This is a genomic window from Pseudomonas sp. ADPe, from assembly GCF_014843515.1.
In the GTDB taxonomy this organism is placed as follows: domain Bacteria; phylum Pseudomonadota; class Gammaproteobacteria; order Pseudomonadales; family Pseudomonadaceae; genus Pseudomonas; species Pseudomonas citronellolis.
In genome coordinates this window covers 991,544-1,007,969 of sequence record NZ_CP062122.1, presented here as the reverse complement: position 1 = coordinate 1,007,969, position 16,426 = coordinate 991,544, and the positions used below count along the sequence as shown (strand labels likewise).

General features: G+C 70.1%; 14 protein-coding genes. 4 read left to right on the top strand and 10 right to left on the bottom strand.

Annotation, left to right across the window (positions count from 1 at the left end; genetic code table 11):
• Positions 1-40 precede the first annotated feature (40 nt).
• Entirely contained in the window at positions 41-1,111 is a 1,071-nt protein-coding gene (locus IG194_RS04600) for an AbrB family transcriptional regulator (protein WP_058490622.1), read from the bottom strand.
• 108 nt (positions 1,112-1,219) lie between these two features.
• On the opposite strand from IG194_RS04600, the gene IG194_RS04595 reads away from it, so the two are divergent.
• Entirely contained in the window at positions 1,220-2,122 is a 903-nt protein-coding gene (locus tag IG194_RS04595) for a LysR family transcriptional regulator (protein WP_058491075.1), read from the top strand.
• Positions 2,123-2,465: 343 nt separating this feature from the next.
• Here the strand turns inward: IG194_RS04595 and IG194_RS04590 are convergent, their stop codons facing one another.
• Entirely contained in the window at positions 2,466-3,359 is an 894-nt protein-coding gene (locus IG194_RS04590) for a TauD/TfdA dioxygenase family protein (RefSeq protein WP_058490620.1), read from the bottom strand.
• A 113-nt stretch (positions 3,360-3,472) separates the two neighbouring features.
• Here IG194_RS04590 and IG194_RS04585 point away from each other — a divergent pair, with 113 nt between their 5' ends.
• Entirely contained in the window at positions 3,473-4,504 is a 1,032-nt protein-coding gene (locus IG194_RS04585) for an AraC family transcriptional regulator (RefSeq protein WP_058490618.1), read from the top strand.
• A 55-nt stretch (positions 4,505-4,559) separates the two neighbouring features.
• Here IG194_RS04585 and IG194_RS04580 read toward each other — a convergent pair whose 3' ends face one another.
• From IG194_RS04580 to phhA, 3 genes are all read right to left on the bottom strand, one after another.
• A complete protein-coding gene (locus IG194_RS04580; protein WP_058490616.1) occupies positions 4,560-5,756 on the bottom strand; it encodes an amino acid aminotransferase in 1,197 nt (398 codons plus the stop codon).
• On the bottom strand, positions 5,753-6,109 hold the full coding sequence (locus tag IG194_RS04575; protein WP_043270842.1) for a 4a-hydroxytetrahydrobiopterin dehydratase: 357 nt from the start codon (positions 6,107-6,109) through the stop codon (positions 5,753-5,755). Before IG194_RS04575 ends, IG194_RS04580 begins: the two co-directional genes overlap by 4 nt.
• Before the next feature lie 140 nt (positions 6,110-6,249).
• The gene (phhA, locus tag IG194_RS04570; RefSeq protein WP_058490614.1) at positions 6,250-7,038 is read right to left on the bottom strand and encodes a phenylalanine 4-monooxygenase; all 789 of its coding nucleotides are present in this window, start codon (positions 7,036-7,038) and stop codon (positions 6,250-6,252) included.
• Between the two features lie 260 nt (positions 7,039-7,298).
• Between phhA and IG194_RS04565 the strand changes: the two genes are divergently transcribed.
• Positions 7,299-8,861 (top strand): sigma-54-dependent phenylalanine hydroxylase transcriptional regulator PhhR, encoded by a 1,563-nt coding sequence (locus IG194_RS04565; protein ID WP_009621602.1) that lies wholly within the window; start codon positions 7,299-7,301, stop codon positions 8,859-8,861.
• A gap of 473 nt (positions 8,862-9,334) precedes the next feature.
• Here IG194_RS04565 and IG194_RS04560 read toward each other — a convergent pair whose 3' ends face one another.
• From IG194_RS04560 to IG194_RS04540, 5 genes are read right to left on the bottom strand one after another with little or no spacing between them, the layout of a single operon-like run.
• A complete protein-coding gene (locus IG194_RS04560; RefSeq protein WP_058490612.1) occupies positions 9,335-9,709 on the bottom strand; it encodes a hypothetical protein in 375 nt (124 codons plus the stop codon).
• A 44-nt stretch (positions 9,710-9,753) separates the two neighbouring features.
• Positions 9,754-10,290, bottom strand: coding sequence for a protoglobin domain-containing protein (locus tag IG194_RS04555; RefSeq protein WP_043270837.1), 537 nt, complete (start codon positions 10,288-10,290; stop codon positions 9,754-9,756).
• 10 nt (positions 10,291-10,300) lie between these two features.
• Positions 10,301-10,669 carry a roadblock/LC7 domain-containing protein gene (locus IG194_RS04550; RefSeq protein ID WP_009621606.1) on the bottom strand — a complete coding sequence of 123 codons (369 nt, stop codon included), beginning with the start codon at positions 10,667-10,669 and terminating at the stop codon, positions 10,301-10,303.
• Positions 10,666-11,220 carry a GTP-binding protein gene (locus IG194_RS04545; RefSeq protein WP_058490610.1) on the bottom strand — a complete coding sequence of 185 codons (555 nt, stop codon included), beginning with the start codon at positions 11,218-11,220 and terminating at the stop codon, positions 10,666-10,668. Before IG194_RS04545 ends, IG194_RS04550 begins: the two co-directional genes overlap by 4 nt.
• Positions 11,217-11,822: a DUF4388 domain-containing protein gene (locus IG194_RS04540; protein ID WP_009621610.1), complete on the bottom strand. Its 606-nt coding sequence runs from the start codon at positions 11,820-11,822 to the stop codon at positions 11,217-11,219. The genes IG194_RS04545 and IG194_RS04540 overlap by 4 nt, the downstream gene beginning before the upstream one ends.
• 271 nt (positions 11,823-12,093) lie before the next feature.
• Between IG194_RS04540 and IG194_RS04535 the strand changes: the two genes are divergently transcribed.
• The gene (locus IG194_RS04535) at positions 12,094-16,422 is read left to right on the top strand and encodes a DEAD/DEAH box helicase (RefSeq protein WP_141679804.1); all 4,329 of its coding nucleotides are present in this window, start codon (positions 12,094-12,096) and stop codon (positions 16,420-16,422) included.
• Positions 16,423-16,426 lie beyond the last annotated feature (4 nt).

The window sequence follows — 16,426 nt, the reverse complement described above, 5'->3', positions numbered from 1 at the left end:
ATCTTGGACGCCCCCGGCCGCGCGCACAAGGCGCCGCGCTTCAGGCGTGGCTCAGGCGGATCACCAGGCGGGCGATGGACACGCCGCTGAACAGCACCACGAACAGCCGCAGGGTCTGCATGGCCAGCACCAGGCCGATGTCGGAGTGGGTGTCCACCGCGATGATCGCCATGGCGTCCAGGCCGCCGGGGCTGGTGGCCAGGTAGAGGGACAGGAAGTCCATGCCGGTGACGGCCGCCAGGGCCCAGGCGAAGAGCGCGCAGCTGAGGATCAGGCCGAGGGCGCTGACCAGCATGGCCGGCAGGTGGCGGCCGACGTAGGCCAGGCTGGCGCGGTCGAAGCGCAGGCCGATGTAGCAGCCGATCACCCCGTAGGCCAGCACCAGCAGCCAGTGCGGCAGGGCGATCTGCAACAGCCCGCCCAGTTGCAGCGCGGCGCCGGCCACCAGCGGCACCAGCAGCGGGCCGGCCGGCAGGCGCGCGCCCAGGCTGACGCCGACGAAGATCAGCAGCAGGCAGTTGACCAGGTCGGGCAGGTGGCCGGCTTCGTTCAGCGGCGTGCTGTGGGCCGCCGAGCCGCCGCCTTCCAGGCCCAGCAGGCGGCCGACCAGGGCGCCGGCCATGACCACGCAGACCACCCGCACGTACTGCATGGTCGCCACCACCCGCGGATCGGCGCCGTGGGACTCGGCCATCGCCACCATGGCCGCCGCGCCGCCGGGCGCGGTGCCCCAGGCGGCGGTGCTGCCGGGGATGCCGCCGAAGCGCACCATGGCGTAGCTGACCAGGGCGCTGAGCAGCAGGGTGAGCAGGGTGGCGCAGAGCATCAGCGGCCAGGATGCGGCCATGGCCTGCAGCACCGACCAATTGATGGCGTGGGCCACCAGCAGGCCGATGCAGCCCTGGCTGAGGCGGAAGGCCTGGCGCGGCAGGCGGATGCCGGCGCCGCCGACGCCGAAGGCGATGGCTACCAGCATGGGGCCGAGGAACAGCGCGGCGGGGATGCCCAGCCAGGCGAGCAGCTGCCCGGCGCCGCCGGCCGCCAGGATCAGGGCCGGCCACTGCAGGCTGGCGGGGATACGGCTGAGGCTCTGGGCTGGAGGGCTGGACACGCGAAGGCTCCCGACTGCGGACAACGGGGAAAATTATCGATAGCGCAATCCATCAAGTCTATTTTCTAATAGTCATGAATTCATTCCTGAAATCTATCGTTGGCCGCCATGGACCTGCGCGATCTCGCCTATTTCGAAACCATCGCCGAGCTCGGCCACCTGGGCCGCGCGGCGGACCGCCTGGGGCGCAGCCAGCCGGCGCTGACCAAGAGCATCCAGCGCCTGGAGCAGTCCCTGGGCACCAGCCTGTTCCAGCGCGAGGGCCGGCGCATCCGCCTGACCCCGGCCGGCGAGCTGATGCTGCTGCGCGCCCGCCAGCTGCGCCAGGACATCGAGGAGACGCGCCGCGAGGTGCGCGACTTCGCCAGCGGCCTGGTGGGCAACATCCGCCTGGGCTGCGCCGCGACCATGGCCGAGTACCTGCTGCCGCCGCTGGTGGAGGAACTATTGCGGCGTGCCCCGGAGGTGACCATCAGCCTGTCCCTGGGCCAGGACGACGTATTGCGCGAGGCCCTGCGCGGCGGACGCCTGGACATGGCGATCTGCTCGCGCATCCTCGACGACGCGCATCTGGTCAGCGAGCCGCTGCTGCAGGACCAGGTGGTAGTAGTGGCCAGCCGCGAGCATCCGTTGTTCGACGGCCCGGTGGCCATCGCCGACCTGTGCCGCTACCGCTGGGTGCTGCCGGCGCCCAGCGTGTCGTCGCGGCGCTGGATGGACGCCACCTTCCAGGCCCACGGCCTGCCGCCGCCGCGGGTGCAGATCGAGACCAACGCCATTCCCATGCTGCCCAACCTGATCGCCCGCACCCGGCTGCTCAGCTTCGTCGCCCGTGAAACGCTGGACGGCGGGCTGCATGGGATGAGCCAGTTGCGCGAGGTGAGGCTGGCGGAAACCACCTTGACGCGGACCATGGGCCTGGCGGTGCGGGAGGGGGCCTATCTGTCGCCGGCGGCGCAGTTGTTGCGGGGGATGTTGCGGGAGCATGCGCAGAGGTTTGCGGGGGAGTGAGCTGGGCTTTTCGTAGGAGCGAGCTTGCTCGCGAACAGGCTCCCCGGTGACTCCGCTGCCGGGCCCACCTCTGTTCCCTCTCCCTAACCCTCTCCCTGAAGGGAGAGGGGACCGTTCGGAGTACGTGGGTATTCCTGAGTCAGCCGGCAGCACCGAAGGTTTTCGGCTGAAACCATTCCTACTCTCGGCACGGACAAGCCCCCTCTCCCTTCAGGGCGGGGCGCGCAGCCGAGGGCTGGGGAGAGGGAGCGGAGTCAATCTGAAACACAGTTGCCGCCAGTAAACGCTGTTCGCGAGCAAGCTCGCTCCTACGAAAAGCAGTGAAGCAGCGAAGCAGCGCCTCTCACCGGCTTGGCACCTCACCCACCACCGTAGTCCGATACATCTCACGCCGCATCCCATGGTAGTCCGACACCGGGTAGTGCCAGGTGCTGCGGTTGTCCCAGATCGCCAGGGTGCCCTGGCTCCAGCGCATGCGGCAGGTGAAGGCCGGTTGGGTGGCAATGCTATAGAGGTAGTCCAGCAGCGGCTGCGCCTCGGCCGGGCGCATGCCCTTGATGCCGCTGGTGTAGGCCGGGTTGACGAAGAGTATCTTCTTGCCGGTCTCCGGGTGGCGCGTTACCAGCGGGTGCGAGCGGGTCTCGCCATCGGCGTTGCCGTAGCGCACCGCCATGTTCTCCATCAGCTCGTTGTGCTTGGCCTCGGCGCCGTAGGCGCGTTCCGGGCTGTGGATGGCGTCCAGGCTCTCCAGCTGCGCGCGCAGCTTGGGCGACAGCCATTCGTAGGCCAGCGCCAGGTTGGCGTAGAGGGTGTCGCCGCCGAACGGCGGGATGTCGTGGCCGTAGAGCAGGGTGAAGGCCGGCGGGCGCTCCTGGAACGACCAGTCGCTGTGCCAGGCGCCGCCGAACACCACCGGCGTCTTCTCGTCGGCTTCCTTGACCACCCGCACCACGTGGGGATGCTCGGGCAGGCCCTGCACGTAGGGTTCGCGGCCGAATTCGCCGAAGCGCAGGGTGACCGCCTCCAGGTCCTCGACGCCCAGCGACTGCCCGCGGATGAACAGCACCTTGTGCGCCAGCAGCGCCTGGCGCAGCTCGGCGAAGCCTTCCTCGCCCAGGCTGCGCAGGTCGACGCCGCTGACGTCCGCGCCTATGGCGCCGGTGGCCGGGACGATCTGGAAGTGACGGTAGCTGGCGGCGCGGTTCTGGCTCGGCAAGGCGTAGAAGAACTCGAACATGGGGTGCCCTCTTGTTGGTGTTGTCGGCCTGTTGAGGATGGTCGCCGCGGCGCACTTGCGCCATGATGATCGGCGCCAGAAATTGATGATTCCCGCCACCTGCAGGAGGCCCCATGGACTGGCGACAGACCCGTGACATCACCGGCGTGCGCCACCTGCTCGACTGCGCCCGCAGCGAGGGCCTGGCCGCGGAGGCCTGCCTGGTGGGCAGCGCCATCGAGCCGCGCGAGCTGGCCGGGCGCCACGCGCAGATCCAGGCCTGGCAGGAGCTGGCGGTGATCCGCAACCTGTTGCAGCAGGGCGCCCGCCCCGGCCTGGGCTTCGCCGCCGGACGCCGCTACCACCTCACCTCGCTGGGGCTGCTGGGCTTCACCATGCTCGCCTGCCGCAGCCTGCGGGAAGCCTTCGAGACCTTCGGCCGCTACCAGAGCCTGGCCCTGACGCTGTGCCCGGTGAGCCGCGAGGCCGAGCCGCGCGGGCACTGGATGATCTTCGACGACCAGGTGCTGCCGCCGGACGCCCGCGCCTTCGTGGTCGAGCGCGGCATCGCCGGTTGCCTGCAACTGGCCGGCGAACTGCTGCAGCGCCCGGTGCAGCCGCTGGCGCTGGAGCTGCGCGCCGAGGCGCCGGCCGACCTCGACGCCTACGCCCGCGCCTGGCCGTACCCGGTGCGCTTCGGCGCCCCGCGCAATGCCCTGCTGTTCGCCCGCGCCGACCTGGAGGCCAGCCTGCCGCAGGCCAACCCGGACAGCCGCAGCAGCGGCGAGCAACTGTGCGAGAAGCTCTGCGAAGAACTGGCGCTGCCCCTGGCCGCCACGCCTACCGCGCGGGCGGTGCAGCGCCTGCTGGTGCGCGATGCCGCGAGCCTGCCGGGCTGCCGTGAGGTGGCGCAGCGCCTGGGGCTTTCCGAACGCACCCTGCAGCGCCGCCTGGCCGCCGAAGGGCAGCGCTTCCAGCCGCTGAGCGACGGCATCCGCCTGCGCCTGGCCGAGCGCCTGCTGCTGGAGTCGCGCATGGACCTGAACGGCGTCGCCCAGTGCCTGGGTTATGCCGAGGCGGCCAGCTTCTGCCGGGCCTTCCAGCGCTGGACCGGGACCACCCCGGGGCGCTGGAAGCGCCAGGCCGGGCCGCTGTCGCCGCGCTGAACGCGGGCAAAAAAAGACCGGCCAGCGGCCGGTCGAGCGAGGGTGGAAATAGTTTTCAGGCGCAGACCGCGGCGATGGCCCTGGCCAGGTCGTCCAGGCGGCTGGCGTCCAGCCCGGCGACGTTGGCGCGGCCGCTGCCGACCAGGTACACGCTGTGTTCCTCGCGCAGGCGGCGCACCTGGTCCGGGCTCAGGCCGGTGTAGGAGAACATGCCGCGCTGGATGGCGATGTGCGCGAAGCGCTCGGCCAGGCCGTGGGGCTGCAGCGCCTCGACCAGGCCCAGGCGCAGCCCGGCGATGCGCGTGCGCATGGCGGTGACTTCCTCCAGCCAGACCTGCTTCAGCTCGGGATCGCCGAGGATGGTCGCCACCACCTCGGCGCCATGGGCCGGCGGCGTGGACCAGAGGTTGCGCGCCAGGCTGGCCAGCTGGCTGCGCACGTTGCCCAGTTGCTCGGCATTGGCGGCGCAGACGATCAGCGCGCCGACGCGGTCGCGGTAGAGGCCGAAGTTCTTCGAGCAGGAGCTGGTCACCAGCAGTTCCGGCAGGCTCTCGGCGAACAGCCGCACGGCGCGCGCATCCTCCTCCAGGCCGTCGCCGAAGCCCTGGTAGGCGAAGTCGATCAGCGGCAGTAGTTCGCGGCGGCGCACCACCTCCAGCACCTTCTGCCAGTCGTTGTAGGCCAGGTCGAAGCCGCTGGGGTTGTGGCAGCAGGCGTGCAGCAGCACCACGTCGCCGTGGGGCACCTGCTCCAGGGTGGCGAGCATGCCTTCCACGTCGAGGTGGTTGTCGGCGCCGACGTAGGGGTAGTGGTGCACCTTCAGGCCGGCGGCGGCGAACAGCGTCTCGTGGATCGGCCAGGTCGGGTCGCTGACCCAGATGCCGCGCCCGGGCAGGCAGCGGGCGATGAAGTCCGCCGCCAGGCGCAGGGCGCCGGTGCCGCCGGGCGTCTGGCTGGCGTCGGCGCGCTGGCTGGCCAGCAGCGGCGAGTCGCTGCCCAGCACCAGTTCGCACAGGCGCGCGGCGAACAGCGCGTCGCCGTGGCCGCCGACGTAGCTCTTGGTGGTCTCGTGCTCCACCAGGCGCTGCTCGGCCAGCTTCACTGCGCGGGGGATCGGCGTCAGGCCCTGGGCGTCCTTGTAGACACCCACGCCCAGGTCCAGCTTGGCCGGGTTGGGGTCGGCGCGGTAGGCATCGAGCAGGCCGAGGATGGGGTCGCCCGGCACGCGCGGGATGGGGGCGAAGTGGTTCATTTGCGGCCTTCGGCGAGCTTGGCCAGCTCGTCGGTGCGCGCGGCCATGATGAAGTCGTTGCGATGCAGGCCCTTGAGCTCGTGGCTCCACCAGGTGACGGTGACCTTGCCCCACTGGGTGAGCAGGTCCGGGTGGTGGCCTTCCTCCTCGGCGATGGCGCCAACGGCATTGGTGAAAGCCAGGGCGTGGCGGAAGTTCTTGAACAGGTACACGCGCTCCAGCTCCATGTGGCCGTCGCGGACCTCGATGTTCCAGTCCGGGATCTGCTTGATCAGGGTCGCCAGTTCCTCGTCGGAGACGTGGGGCGCGTCGGCGCGGCAGGCTTCGCAATGGGCTTGGTTGAGGGCGGTCATGGGGTTCTCCTTGTAGGGGGCGTCACGCAAGATATTGATCTTAGGACTGTAGAGGCGAGCTTGCTTGCGAACCGCATGGCACTGCGTTTGTTCGCGAGCAAGCTCGCTCCTACGAAAAGATGTCGGGCAGGCCTCGGGGTTCAGGCTGCCTGCTTCGGCGGGAACTTGGGCGCGTGCAGGCCCAGCTGCATGGCCTGGCGGACCAGCGCCATGATGTCCTGGTGGGCCAGCTCGAACAGGCGCTTGAGCTCCGGCAGCACGAAGTACAGCGGCTGCAGGATGTCGATGCGGTAGGGTGTGCGCATGGCTTCCACGGGGTCGAAGGCCTGGTGCTCGGGCTCGCCGGAAAGGCTGTAGACGGTCTCCTTCGGCGAGGAGAGGATGCCGCCGCCGTAGATGCGCCGGCCCTGCGGGGTGTCGAGCAGGCCGAACTCGATGGTCATCCAGTACAGCCGCGCCAGGTACACGCGTTCTTCCTTGCTGGCGGCCAGGCCGAGCTTGCCGTAGGTGTGGGTGAATTCGGCGAACCAGGGGTTGGTCAGCAGCGGGCAGTGGCCGAAGATTTCGTGGAAGATGTCCGGCTCCTGCAGGTAGTCCAGCTCTTCCGGAGTGCGGATGAAGGTGGCCACCGGGAACTGCTGGCTGGCCAGCAGCTCGAAGAAGGTCTGGAAGGGAATCAGCGCCGGGACGCGGGCCACGCGCCAGCCGGTGGCGGCCTGGAGCACCTTGTTGATCTCGCCCAGTTGCGGGATGCGCTCGTGGGGCAGGGCGAGCTGCTCGATGCCGTCCAGGTATTCCTGGCAGGCGCGGCCTTCGATCACCTTGAGCTGGCGGGTGATCAGGGTATTCCAGACCTGGTGCTCGGCTTCGGGGTAGTGGATGAAACCGTCTTCGTCAGGTTGGCGGGCCACGTACTGCGTTGTCTTCATGGGTCCTCCGGCTTCGAGGCCTTTGTTGTTTTGATGCCTCATCAATAGCCGCGTCGGCGTGCCCATGCAGCCCCCGTGGACCTTGGGCAAGCGCTGCAAATCCCCTTCGCCCGTAAAGAAAAGATTACGAATCGCGCCGAATCGCGAGTCATCGGCTTGCTGCTGGCGTCAACTGTCACATATTCTTGACGGAAATTTCCGCCTTGCCGGCGAAACCCGGCCGGGCGCCGCCCCGCACAACGACAATCTCCGGGCTCGCCATGCGTATCAAAGTCCACTGCCAGAACCGCGTCGGCATCCTGCGCGACATCCTCAACCTGCTGGTCGACTACGGCATCAACGTCAACCGCGGCGAGGTCGGCGGCGAGCAGGGCAACGCCATCTACCTGCTCTGCCCGAACCTGATCAACCTGCAGTTCCAGTCGCTCAAGCCCAAGCTGGAGGTCATTCCCGGGGTGTTCGGCGTCAAGCGTGTCGGCCTGATGCCTAGCGAGCGCCGCCACCTGGAGCTCAACGCATTGCTGGCGGCGCTGGACTTCCCGGTGCTGTCCATCGACATGGCCGGGCAGATAGTCGCCGGCAACCGCGCCGCCGCGCAGCTGCTCGGGGTGCGCGTCGACGAGGTGCCGGGCATTCCCCTGGCGCGCTACGCCGAGGACCTCGACCTGCCGGAACTGGTGCGCGCCAACAAGGCGCGGATCAACGGCCTGCGGGTGAAGATCAAGGGCGACGTGTTCCTCGCCGACATCGCCCCGCTGCAATCCGAACACGACGAAAGCGAGGCCCTGGCCGGCGCCGTGCTCACCCTGCACCGCGCCGACCGCGTGGGTGAGCGCATCTACAACGTGCGCAAGCATGAGTTGCGCGGCTTCGACAGCATCTTCCAGAGCTCGCGGGTGATGGCCGCGGTGGTGCGCGAGGCCAGGCGCATGGCGCCGCTGGACGCGCCGCTGCTGATCGAGGGCGAGACCGGCACCGGCAAGGAACTGCTGGCCCGCGCCTGCCACCTGGCCAGCCCGCGCGGCCAGGCGCCATTCATGGCGCTGAACTGCGCCGGGCTGCCGGAATCCATGGCCGAGACCGAGCTGTTCGGCTACGGCCCCGGCGCCTTCGAGGGCGCGCGCCCGGAAGGCAAGCTCGGCCTGCTGGAGCTGACCGCCGGCGGCACCCTGTTCCTCGACGGCGTCGGCGAGATGAGCCCGCGCCTGCAGGCCAAGCTGCTGCGCTTCCTGCAGGACGGCTGCTTCCGCCGGGTGGGCAGCGACGAGGAGGTGTACCTGGACGTGCGGGTGATTTGCGCCACCCAGGTCGACCTGTCCGAGCTGTGCGCCAAGGGTGAGTTCCGCCAGGACCTGTACCACCGCCTCAATGTGCTGTCGCTGCACATCCCGCCGCTGCGCGAATGCCTCGACGGCCTGACGCCGCTGGTGGAGCACTTCCTCGACCAGGCCAGCCGGCAGATCGGCTGCCCGCTGCCGCAGCTGGCGCCCCAGGCCATGGACCGCCTGGGCCGCTACCACTGGCCGGGCAACGTGCGCCAGCTGGAGAACGTGCTGTTCCAGGCGGTGTCGCTGTGCGAGGGCGGCACCATCAAGGTCGAGCACATCCGCCTGCCGGACTACGGCGCGCCGCACCCGCTGGGCGACTTCTCCCTGGAAGGCGGCCTCGACGCCATCGTCGGCCGCTTCGAACGCGCGGTGCTGGAACGCCTGTACCGCGAACACCCCAGCAGCCGGCTGCTGGGCAAGCGCCTGGGGGTGTCGCACACCACCATCGCCAACAAGCTGCGCCAGCATGGGCTGGGGCAGGGCGGGGAGTCCTGACATCGGGGTTCGGCTCCTGTAGAAGCGAGCTTGCTCGCGAACCCGGATTCCCGGCCGACTCCAGACTATCCGCCCACACCGGACAGCCCTCTCCCGCTTGCGGGAGAGGGCTGGGGAGAGGGCGATCGCGGATGAGTCCGCTCCTACGGTTCCAGGAAGCACGGCTTTTCGTAGGATGGCGTTGAGCGAAGCGATACCCATCAGCGCAACCGCATGGGTTTCGCAAGCTCAACGCCATCCTACGAGAAGCCGTGCCCGCCGGTATGGCAGGAGCGGACTCCGTCCGTGATCACCGACACACGCCAGCCGGATCGCGAATAAGATCCGCTCGGTTTGCCTCTTTGCACCGTGCCTCCCTGTAGGAGCGGGCCCTGCCCGCGAATCGCGCGCAGGGCGCGCTCCTACATGGGAATGGTGTGGATGGGGATCGCGTAGGAGCGGACTCCGTCCGCGATAGACTCCGCTGGCGGATGTCACCAGGTCTTTACCCGCTGCCCCTTCACGCAGGCGCGCACCTCGTCGTCGATCAGGTTCCCCGGCTTGATGCACTCGGCCAGGCTCCGGGAACTGTCGGTGTACTTCATGGGCTGGGCCGTGACCTTGTCGGCCGGGCGCTCCAGGCCCAGGCGGCCGAGCAGGGCGTGCCAGCGCGCCTCGCCCCACTGGTGGCTGGCAGGGTTCTGCCAGAGGGCACCGGCGCCTATCGCCAGCGCCACCAGCAGGGCCAGTTGCAGCAGGTGCCTGAACGCCCGGCGCAGGTGCCACTGCCGCCGGCGCGGCGGTGGTTCGCCGGGCTGGCCGGGGTTCTTCAGGTTCTGCCAGTACCAGTCGCGGTCTTTCTCGGCCATGTCTCGCGGTCCGTCGGGGGAATCCGCGAAGGGTAGCGCCCGGCTCAGCCGCCGGACAGCAGGCGGCGGGCCAGCCGTTCGTTGCCGGTGAGGTCGGCCAGGTGCTGCAGCTGGTTGTTCTCGTAGGCCTGGTTGAAGGTCGCCACGTCCAGCGCCAGGACCTTGCGGAAGGCCGTCAGCGCCTCGGCGCCGGCCTGGCCGGCCACCTCTTCGCCGTAGCGGGCGATCAGGTCGAGCATGACCAGCGGGTAGCGCACCGGCAGGCCGATGCGCACGTGGATCAGGCCGATGTTCAGGCGCTTGAGCGCGTAGGTGTCGTCGTAGACGCCGCCGAACAGCTCGCAGAACCAGGTGGCCAGGGATTCCCCCAGGCGCTTCTGGTCGGTGATGAATTCGCGGGTGGCCTCCTGGCTCAGCAGGCGTTGGTAGAAGTCTTCGATCAGCGCCGGGCTGATGGCCTTGGCCTGTTCGGCGAGGCCTGCGAGCAGTGCGCATTCCTTGTCGGACAGGTCCAGCAGGGCGATCAGTTCGTGAACGATGGCGGCGTCCTTGGTGGCCCAGGACAGTCGGTCTGCATGCATGGGGGGCTCCTCAGAGAATGCTGTCGAGGGTGGCGAGGCTGTCCGCCACTTCGAGGTTGATCAGGCCCACGTTGCTGTCGCGCGCGGCGACGATCGCCAGGCAGGCCTTGTCGCCGGCCAGGTGGATGAACACCCGGCCGTCTTCCGCCAGCAGGCTCAGTTCCTTCATCGCGCCGCTCTTGAGGGTTTCGCCGATGCGCCGGCCCACGCCCAGGGCAGCGGCGGCCATGGCTGCGATGCGCGCCGGTTCGATGCCATGGTCGCTGATGGCGTCGACGATGGGCATGCCGTCCAGGCTGCCGAGCAGCACCCCGCGGATGCTGGGGACCGACTGCCGGAGGCGGTCGAGTTCGGCTTGCAGGCGTTCTTGTCGGGTCATGGGGTTTCTCCGTGGTGGGGGGCGGGTGATGGGGCGTCGTTGGCCAGCAGCTGTACCAGGACATCGCAGGCGCTCTGCCGGTCGCGGGCGTCCGTGGCGATGACGTGCTGCGGTGGCAGGTCGAAGTAGGCGGCGACCTCGGCCGGCACCCAGGCCTGGTCGTCGGCGTCGCAGTGGGTGAGGGCGACGATGAAGGGCACCGGCTGCACGCTGGTGATCGCCTCGAGGATGCTGCGGGCCTGGCCGAACTGCTCCGGGTGATCGGCGGCCAGCATCAGCACCAGGCCGTCGGCGCCTTCGCTGAGCAGTTCCCACATGAAGCTGAAGCGCTCCTGGCCGGGCGTGCCGAACAGATGGATGTCGGTGGCGCCCAGGGTGATCCGGCCGAAGTCCAGCGCCACAGTGGTGTTCGCCTTGCCGATGGCTTCGCTGCTGGGCACCTCGGTGTCGACGACGGGGATTTGCGAGAGGTTGCGGATCAGGGTGGTCTTGCCCGAGCCCACGGGCCCGGAGACGACGACCTTGATCGGCGGTGCGCTGTCCTGGTTCATGGGCGGAAGAGCCTCTTCAGACGGCTGGCGAGGGTGGGGTTGGCATGTTTCGTCGATGCACCGGCGCTCTCGTGGGCGCGCACCGGCCAGATTTTCTTGATCTCCCGCAGGTGCTGCAGGGATGCGCAGGTCTCGCGGACTTCCAGCTTCAGCGCCTGGGCCAGTTGCCGCGCGCTGCAACCCTCGGCCAGCAGGGGCATGGCCCTGGCCAGGAAGGCGTCGAGCTCGGCCGGCAGCGTCACCGTGCGCCCGCGGATCAGCACGAAGCGCGTGTCCGGGTGCACCGACGGCTCCGCCCGGGACGAGGGCGCCAGGCTGGCGAGCACCTGGTCGATGGGTAGGTGCTGGCCGGGTTTCGCCTCCATGGGCGGCGTGGGTTCGAAGTGAAAGCTTGCGTCGCCGATCGATTGCAGGGCGCGCTTGATCTCGCCCGGCTCGCCGATCGGCTGCTCGAGGCTCAGGCCGAGCAGCCGTTCGTTCTGCAGCCGCAGGCGGAGCCGCCTGCCGTCCGCTTCTTCAAGCGTCAGCTGGCCTGCGCGCTTGCCGATGACCGAGAGGACTTCCGCGAGCGGGAAGTCGGAGAGCTTGCCGAAAATTGCCAAACGAAGTGTCCTCCAGGGCGGGCTGGGCGCCCTGTCCTGGTAGGAAGTCAGTGCGCGATTCGTGATGCGCCGAGATGATAAGGGGAGGCGTTGTTATGACATGCCCGTACTGCTTGTAGGTGATCTCCGAGGGGCGCTGTCGTTTGTGTAGAGTGCTGAGGCTGTTTCCTTCGGTCCCTCGTGACCTGGCCGCGCGATGCCTGCGCCGCGCCAGGCCAGCCACGATCGGCGGTGCTTGAGGGCCTGGCCCGCCGCCACCATATTGGTGCCCATGAACCGACTCGCCAGCAGCGCCACGCCCGCCGACGTCCTGCAGGGTTTCCACCCCGCCGTCGCCGCCTGGTTCGCCCGCCACTTCGCCGCGCCCACCCCGGCCCAGGTGCAGGCCTGGCCGTCGATCCGCGCCGGGCGCTCGACCCTGGTGGCCGCGCCCACCGGCTCGGGCAAGACCCTCACCGCCTTCCTCTCGGCCATCGACCAACTGGTGCGCGAGGGCCTGGCCAACGGCGGCGAGCTGCCGGACCGCACTTGCGTGGTCTACGTCTCGCCGCTCAAGGCGCTGTCCAACGACATCCGCATCAACCTGGAAGAGCCCCTGGCCGGCATCCGCGCCGAGCTTGAGCGCCAGGGCCTGCCGGCCGTGGACATCCGCAGCGCGGTGCGCACCGGCGACACCAGCCAGGGCGAGCGCGAGGCCATGCGCCGGCGGCCGCCGCACATCCTGGTGACTACCCCGGAATCGCTCTACGTGCTGCTCGGCTCCGACTCCGGGCGGCAGATGCTGGCCGGCGCGCGCAGCGTCATCGTCGACGAGATCCACGCCCTGGCCGGCAGCAAGCGCGGCAGCCACCTGGCGCTGTCGCTGGAACGCCTGCAGGCCCTGTGCGCCGAGCCGCTGGTGCGTATCGGCCTGTCGGCCACGCAGAAGCCCGTCGAGGCGGTGGCGCGGTTCCTCTGCGGCAACGCCGACTGCCGCATCGTCGACATCGGCTACAGCCGCGCCCGCGACCTGGGCATCGAAGTGCCGCCGGCGCCGCTGGAGGCGGTGATGTCCCACGAGGTCTGGGACAGCGTCTACGACCGCCTCGCCGCGCTGGCCGAGGAACACCGCACCACCCTGGTGTTCGTCAACACCCGCCGCCTGGCCGAGCGCATCACCCGCCACCTGGGCGAACGCCTGGGGATAGACAAGGTCGCCGCGCACCACGGCAGCCTGTCCAAGGAACAGCGCCTGGGCGCCGAGCAGCGGCTCAAGGCCGGGCGCCTGAAGGTGCTGGTGGCCACCGCCTCGCTGGAGCTGGGCATCGACATCGGCGACGTCGAGCTGGTCTGCCAGGTCGCCTCGCCGCGCTCCATCGCCGCCTTCCTGCAGCGTGTCGGGCGTTCCGGGCACAGCGTCGGCGGCACGCCGAAAGGGCGGCTGTTCTCCACCTCCCGCGACGAGCTGATCGAATGCGTGGCGCTGCTCGACAGCGTGCGCCGCGACGAACTGGATGCCCTGGCGATCCCCCACGCGCCGCTGGACGTGCTGGCCCAGCAGATAGTCGCGGAAGTGGCCTGCCGCGAATGGAACGAGGACGAGCTGTTCCAGCTGCTGAGCCACGCCCAGCCCTACGCCGGCCTGCCGCGCGAGCGTTTCGACGCCGTGCTGCGCATGCTCGCCGAGGGCTACGCCAGCCGCAACGGCCAGCGCGGCGCCTACCTGCACCGTGACGGCGTGCACGGCCTGCTGCGTGGCCGGCGCGGCGCGCGGCTGACCGCGGTGACCTCCGGCGGCACCATTCCCGACGCCGGCGACTACCAGGTGCTGCTGGAGCCCCAGGGCCTGACCGTGGGCACGGTGAACGAGGACTTCGCCGTGGAAAGCCTGGCCGGCGACGTGTTCCAGCTGGGCAACGTCTCCTATCGCATCCTCCGCGTGGAGCCGGGCAAGGTGCGCGTCGAGGACGCCCAGGGCCTGCCGCCGAACATTCCGTTCTGGCTGGGCGAGGCGCCCGGGCGCAGCGACGAGCTGTCGGTGAGCGTGTCGCGCCTGCGCGAGCGTCTGGACGCCTTGCTCGCCGAAGGGCAGGGCAGCGACGCGCCCCTGGCCCCGGCGCTGCGCTGGCTGGAGGACGAGCTGGGCCTGCAGGAAGCCGCGGCCCGGCAACTGGTGGAATACCTGGCCCGCGCCCGCGCCGCCCTCGGCGTGCTGCCGAGCCAGTCGGCGCTGGTGCTGGAGCGCTTCTTCGACGAATCCGGCGGCATGCAACTGGTGCTGCACTCGCCCTACGGCAGCCGCATCAACCGCGCCTGGGGCCTGGCCCTGCGCAAGCGCTTCTGCCGCACCTTCAACTTCGAGCTGCAGGCGGCGGCCACCGAAGACGCCATCATCCTCTCGCTGTCCACCAGCCACAGCTTCCCGCTGGACGAGGTGTGGCGCTACCTGAACTCGAAGAGCGCCGAGCACGTGCTGATCCAGGCCCTGCTCGACGCGCCGCTGTTCGGCGTGCGCTGGCGCTGGAACGCCACCACCTCGCTGGCCCTGCCGCGCTTCCGCGGCGGGCGCAAGGTGGCGCCGCAACTGCAACGCATGCGCAGCGAGGACCTGCTGGCGGCGGTGTTCCCCGACCAGGTGGCGTGCCTGGAGAACATCGTCGGCGAGCGCGAGATTCCCGACCACCCGCTGGTGGCCCAGACCCTCGACGACTGCCTGCACGAAGCCATGGACTGCGAGGGCTGGCTGGCCCTGCTGCGGCGCATGGAGGCCGGCGAGGTGGCGCTGCACGCCCGCGACCTGCCGGCGCCTTCGCCGCTGGCGGCGGAAGTGCTCAGCGCCAGCCCCTATGCCTACCTCGACGACGCCCCGCTGGAAGAACGCCGCACCCAGGCCGTGCTGAGCCGGCGCTGGAGCGACCCGGAATCGGCCGACGACCTCGGCGCCCTCGATCCCGAGGCCATCGCCGCGGTGCGCGCCGAAGCCTGGCCCGAGGCCCGCGACGCCGACGAGATGCACGAGGCGCTGACCGGCCTGGGCTGCATCCTCGCCGAGGAAGCCCGCGCCAACCTGGGCTGGGAACTGCTGCTCGGGCGCCTGGCCAAGGCCGGGCGGGCGACGCGCCTGCGCAGCGGCGCGGCCGACCTCTGGGTGGCCGCCGAACGCCTCAGCCAGTTGCGGGCGGTCTATCCACAGGCACGGCTGGCGCCCGAGCTGGACCTGCCGTTGGCGTTGCAGGAAGGCTGGTCCGCCGAGGATGCGCGCCTGGAACTGCTGCGCGCGCGCCTGACCGGCTTCGGCCCGCGCACCCAGGCGCAACTGGCCATGGACCTCGACCTGCCGCCCGCCGACATCGCCTTCGCCCTGGCTGGCCTGGAGCGCGAGGGCTACGTGCTGCGCGGCCGCTTCAGCCCAGGCGCCGACGAGGAGGAGTGGTGCGAGCGCCACCTGCTGGCACGCATCCACCGCTACACGGTGCGCCGCTTGCGCCGCGAGATCGAACCGGTGGAACGCGCCGACTTCATGCGCTTCCTGTTCGACTGGCAGCGCGTCTCCAGAACCACCCGGGCGCGCGGCGCCGAGGCCCTGGCCGGCGTGCTCAGCCAGCTGGAAGGCTTCCAGGCCGCCGCCGGGGCCTGGGAAAGCGACCTGCTGCCGGCGCGGGTGGCCGACTACGGCATCAACTGGCTGGACGACCTGTGCCGCGCCGGCCGCCTGGTCTGGGCGCGCCTGCCCAGCCGCGGCACGGCGCGCGGGCGCAGCGGCGCCGGGCCGCTGCGCAGCACGCCCATCGTCCTGCTGCCGCGCCGCCAGTTGCCGCTGTGGGGCGCGCTCTGCGCCGATGCGCCGGAGCCCGAGCTGTCCTCGAAGGCGCAGAAGGTGTTGCAAGCGTTGCAGGAGCAGGGCGCACTCTTCTTCGACGAACTCACCAGCGAGGCGCACCTGCTGCGTAGCGAACTGGAAATGGCCCTGGGCGAACTGGTGGCGGTGGGCCGGGTGAACGCCGACAGCTTCGCCGGCCTGCGCGCGCTGCTATTGCCAGCGGCCAAGCGCAGCCGCCAGGAGCGCCGGGCCCGCACCCCACTGTTCGGCATGGCCGACGCCGGCCGTTGGGCGCTGCTGCGCCGCCCGCGTAACGAGCTGATCGAAGGCCAGCCGCCGCGCCTGCAGGCGGAAGTGCTGGAGCACGTGGCCATGACCCTGCTGCGCCGCTACGGCGTGGTCTGCTGGCGCGTGCTGGAGCGCGAGGCCGACTGGCTGCCGCCCTGGCGCGACCTGCTGCGCGTCTACCACCGTCTGGAAGCCCGCGGGGAAATCCGCGGCGGACGCTTCGTCGCCGGCCTCACCGGCGAACAGTTCGCCCTGCCCGAGGCCGTCGGCCTGCTGCGCGAGGTGCGCCGGCGCGAAAAGGACGGCGAATACCTGGTGCTCTCGGCGGTGGACCCACTCAACCTAGCCGGCACCCTGCTGCCGGGCAGCAAGGTACCCGCAGTAGCCGGCAACCGCGTGCTCTACCGCGACGGCGCCGCCCTGGGCGCACTCATCGCCGGCAAGCCGGTGCTCTGGGCGGAACTGCCGGCGGAGGAAATGGCGAAGGCGCGGGAGCTACTGATCCGGCGCTAGATCA

Excerpts from the sequence above, each read along its gene's own strand:
- IG194_RS04595 (WP_058491075.1), top strand. The coding sequence starts at position 1,220 with ATGGACCTGCGCGATCTCGCCTATTTCGAAACCATCGCCGAGCTCGGC.
- IG194_RS04590 (WP_058490620.1), bottom strand. The coding sequence starts at position 3,359 with ATGTTCGAGTTCTTCTACGCCTTGCCGAGCCAGAACCGCGCCGCCAGC.
- IG194_RS04585 (WP_058490618.1), top strand. The coding sequence starts at position 3,473 with ATGGACTGGCGACAGACCCGTGACATCACCGGCGTGCGCCACCTGCTC.
- IG194_RS04580 (WP_058490616.1), bottom strand. The coding sequence starts at position 5,756 with ATGAACCACTTCGCCCCCATCCCGCGCGTGCCGGGCGACCCCATCCTC.
- IG194_RS04575 (WP_043270842.1), bottom strand. The coding sequence starts at position 6,109 with ATGACCGCCCTCAACCAAGCCCATTGCGAAGCCTGCCGCGCCGACGCG.
- phhA (WP_058490614.1), bottom strand. The coding sequence starts at position 7,038 with ATGAAGACAACGCAGTACGTGGCCCGCCAACCTGACGAAGACGGTTTC.
- IG194_RS04565 (WP_009621602.1), top strand. The coding sequence starts at position 7,299 with ATGCGTATCAAAGTCCACTGCCAGAACCGCGTCGGCATCCTGCGCGAC.
- IG194_RS04560 (WP_058490612.1), bottom strand. The coding sequence starts at position 9,709 with ATGGCCGAGAAAGACCGCGACTGGTACTGGCAGAACCTGAAGAACCCC.
- IG194_RS04555 (WP_043270837.1), bottom strand. The coding sequence starts at position 10,290 with ATGCATGCAGACCGACTGTCCTGGGCCACCAAGGACGCCGCCATCGTT.
- IG194_RS04550 (WP_009621606.1), bottom strand. The coding sequence starts at position 10,669 with ATGACCCGACAAGAACGCCTGCAAGCCGAACTCGACCGCCTCCGGCAG.
- IG194_RS04545 (WP_058490610.1), bottom strand. The coding sequence starts at position 11,220 with ATGAACCAGGACAGCGCACCGCCGATCAAGGTCGTCGTCTCCGGGCCC.
- IG194_RS04535 (WP_141679804.1), top strand. The coding sequence starts at position 12,094 with ATGAACCGACTCGCCAGCAGCGCCACGCCCGCCGACGTCCTGCAGGGT.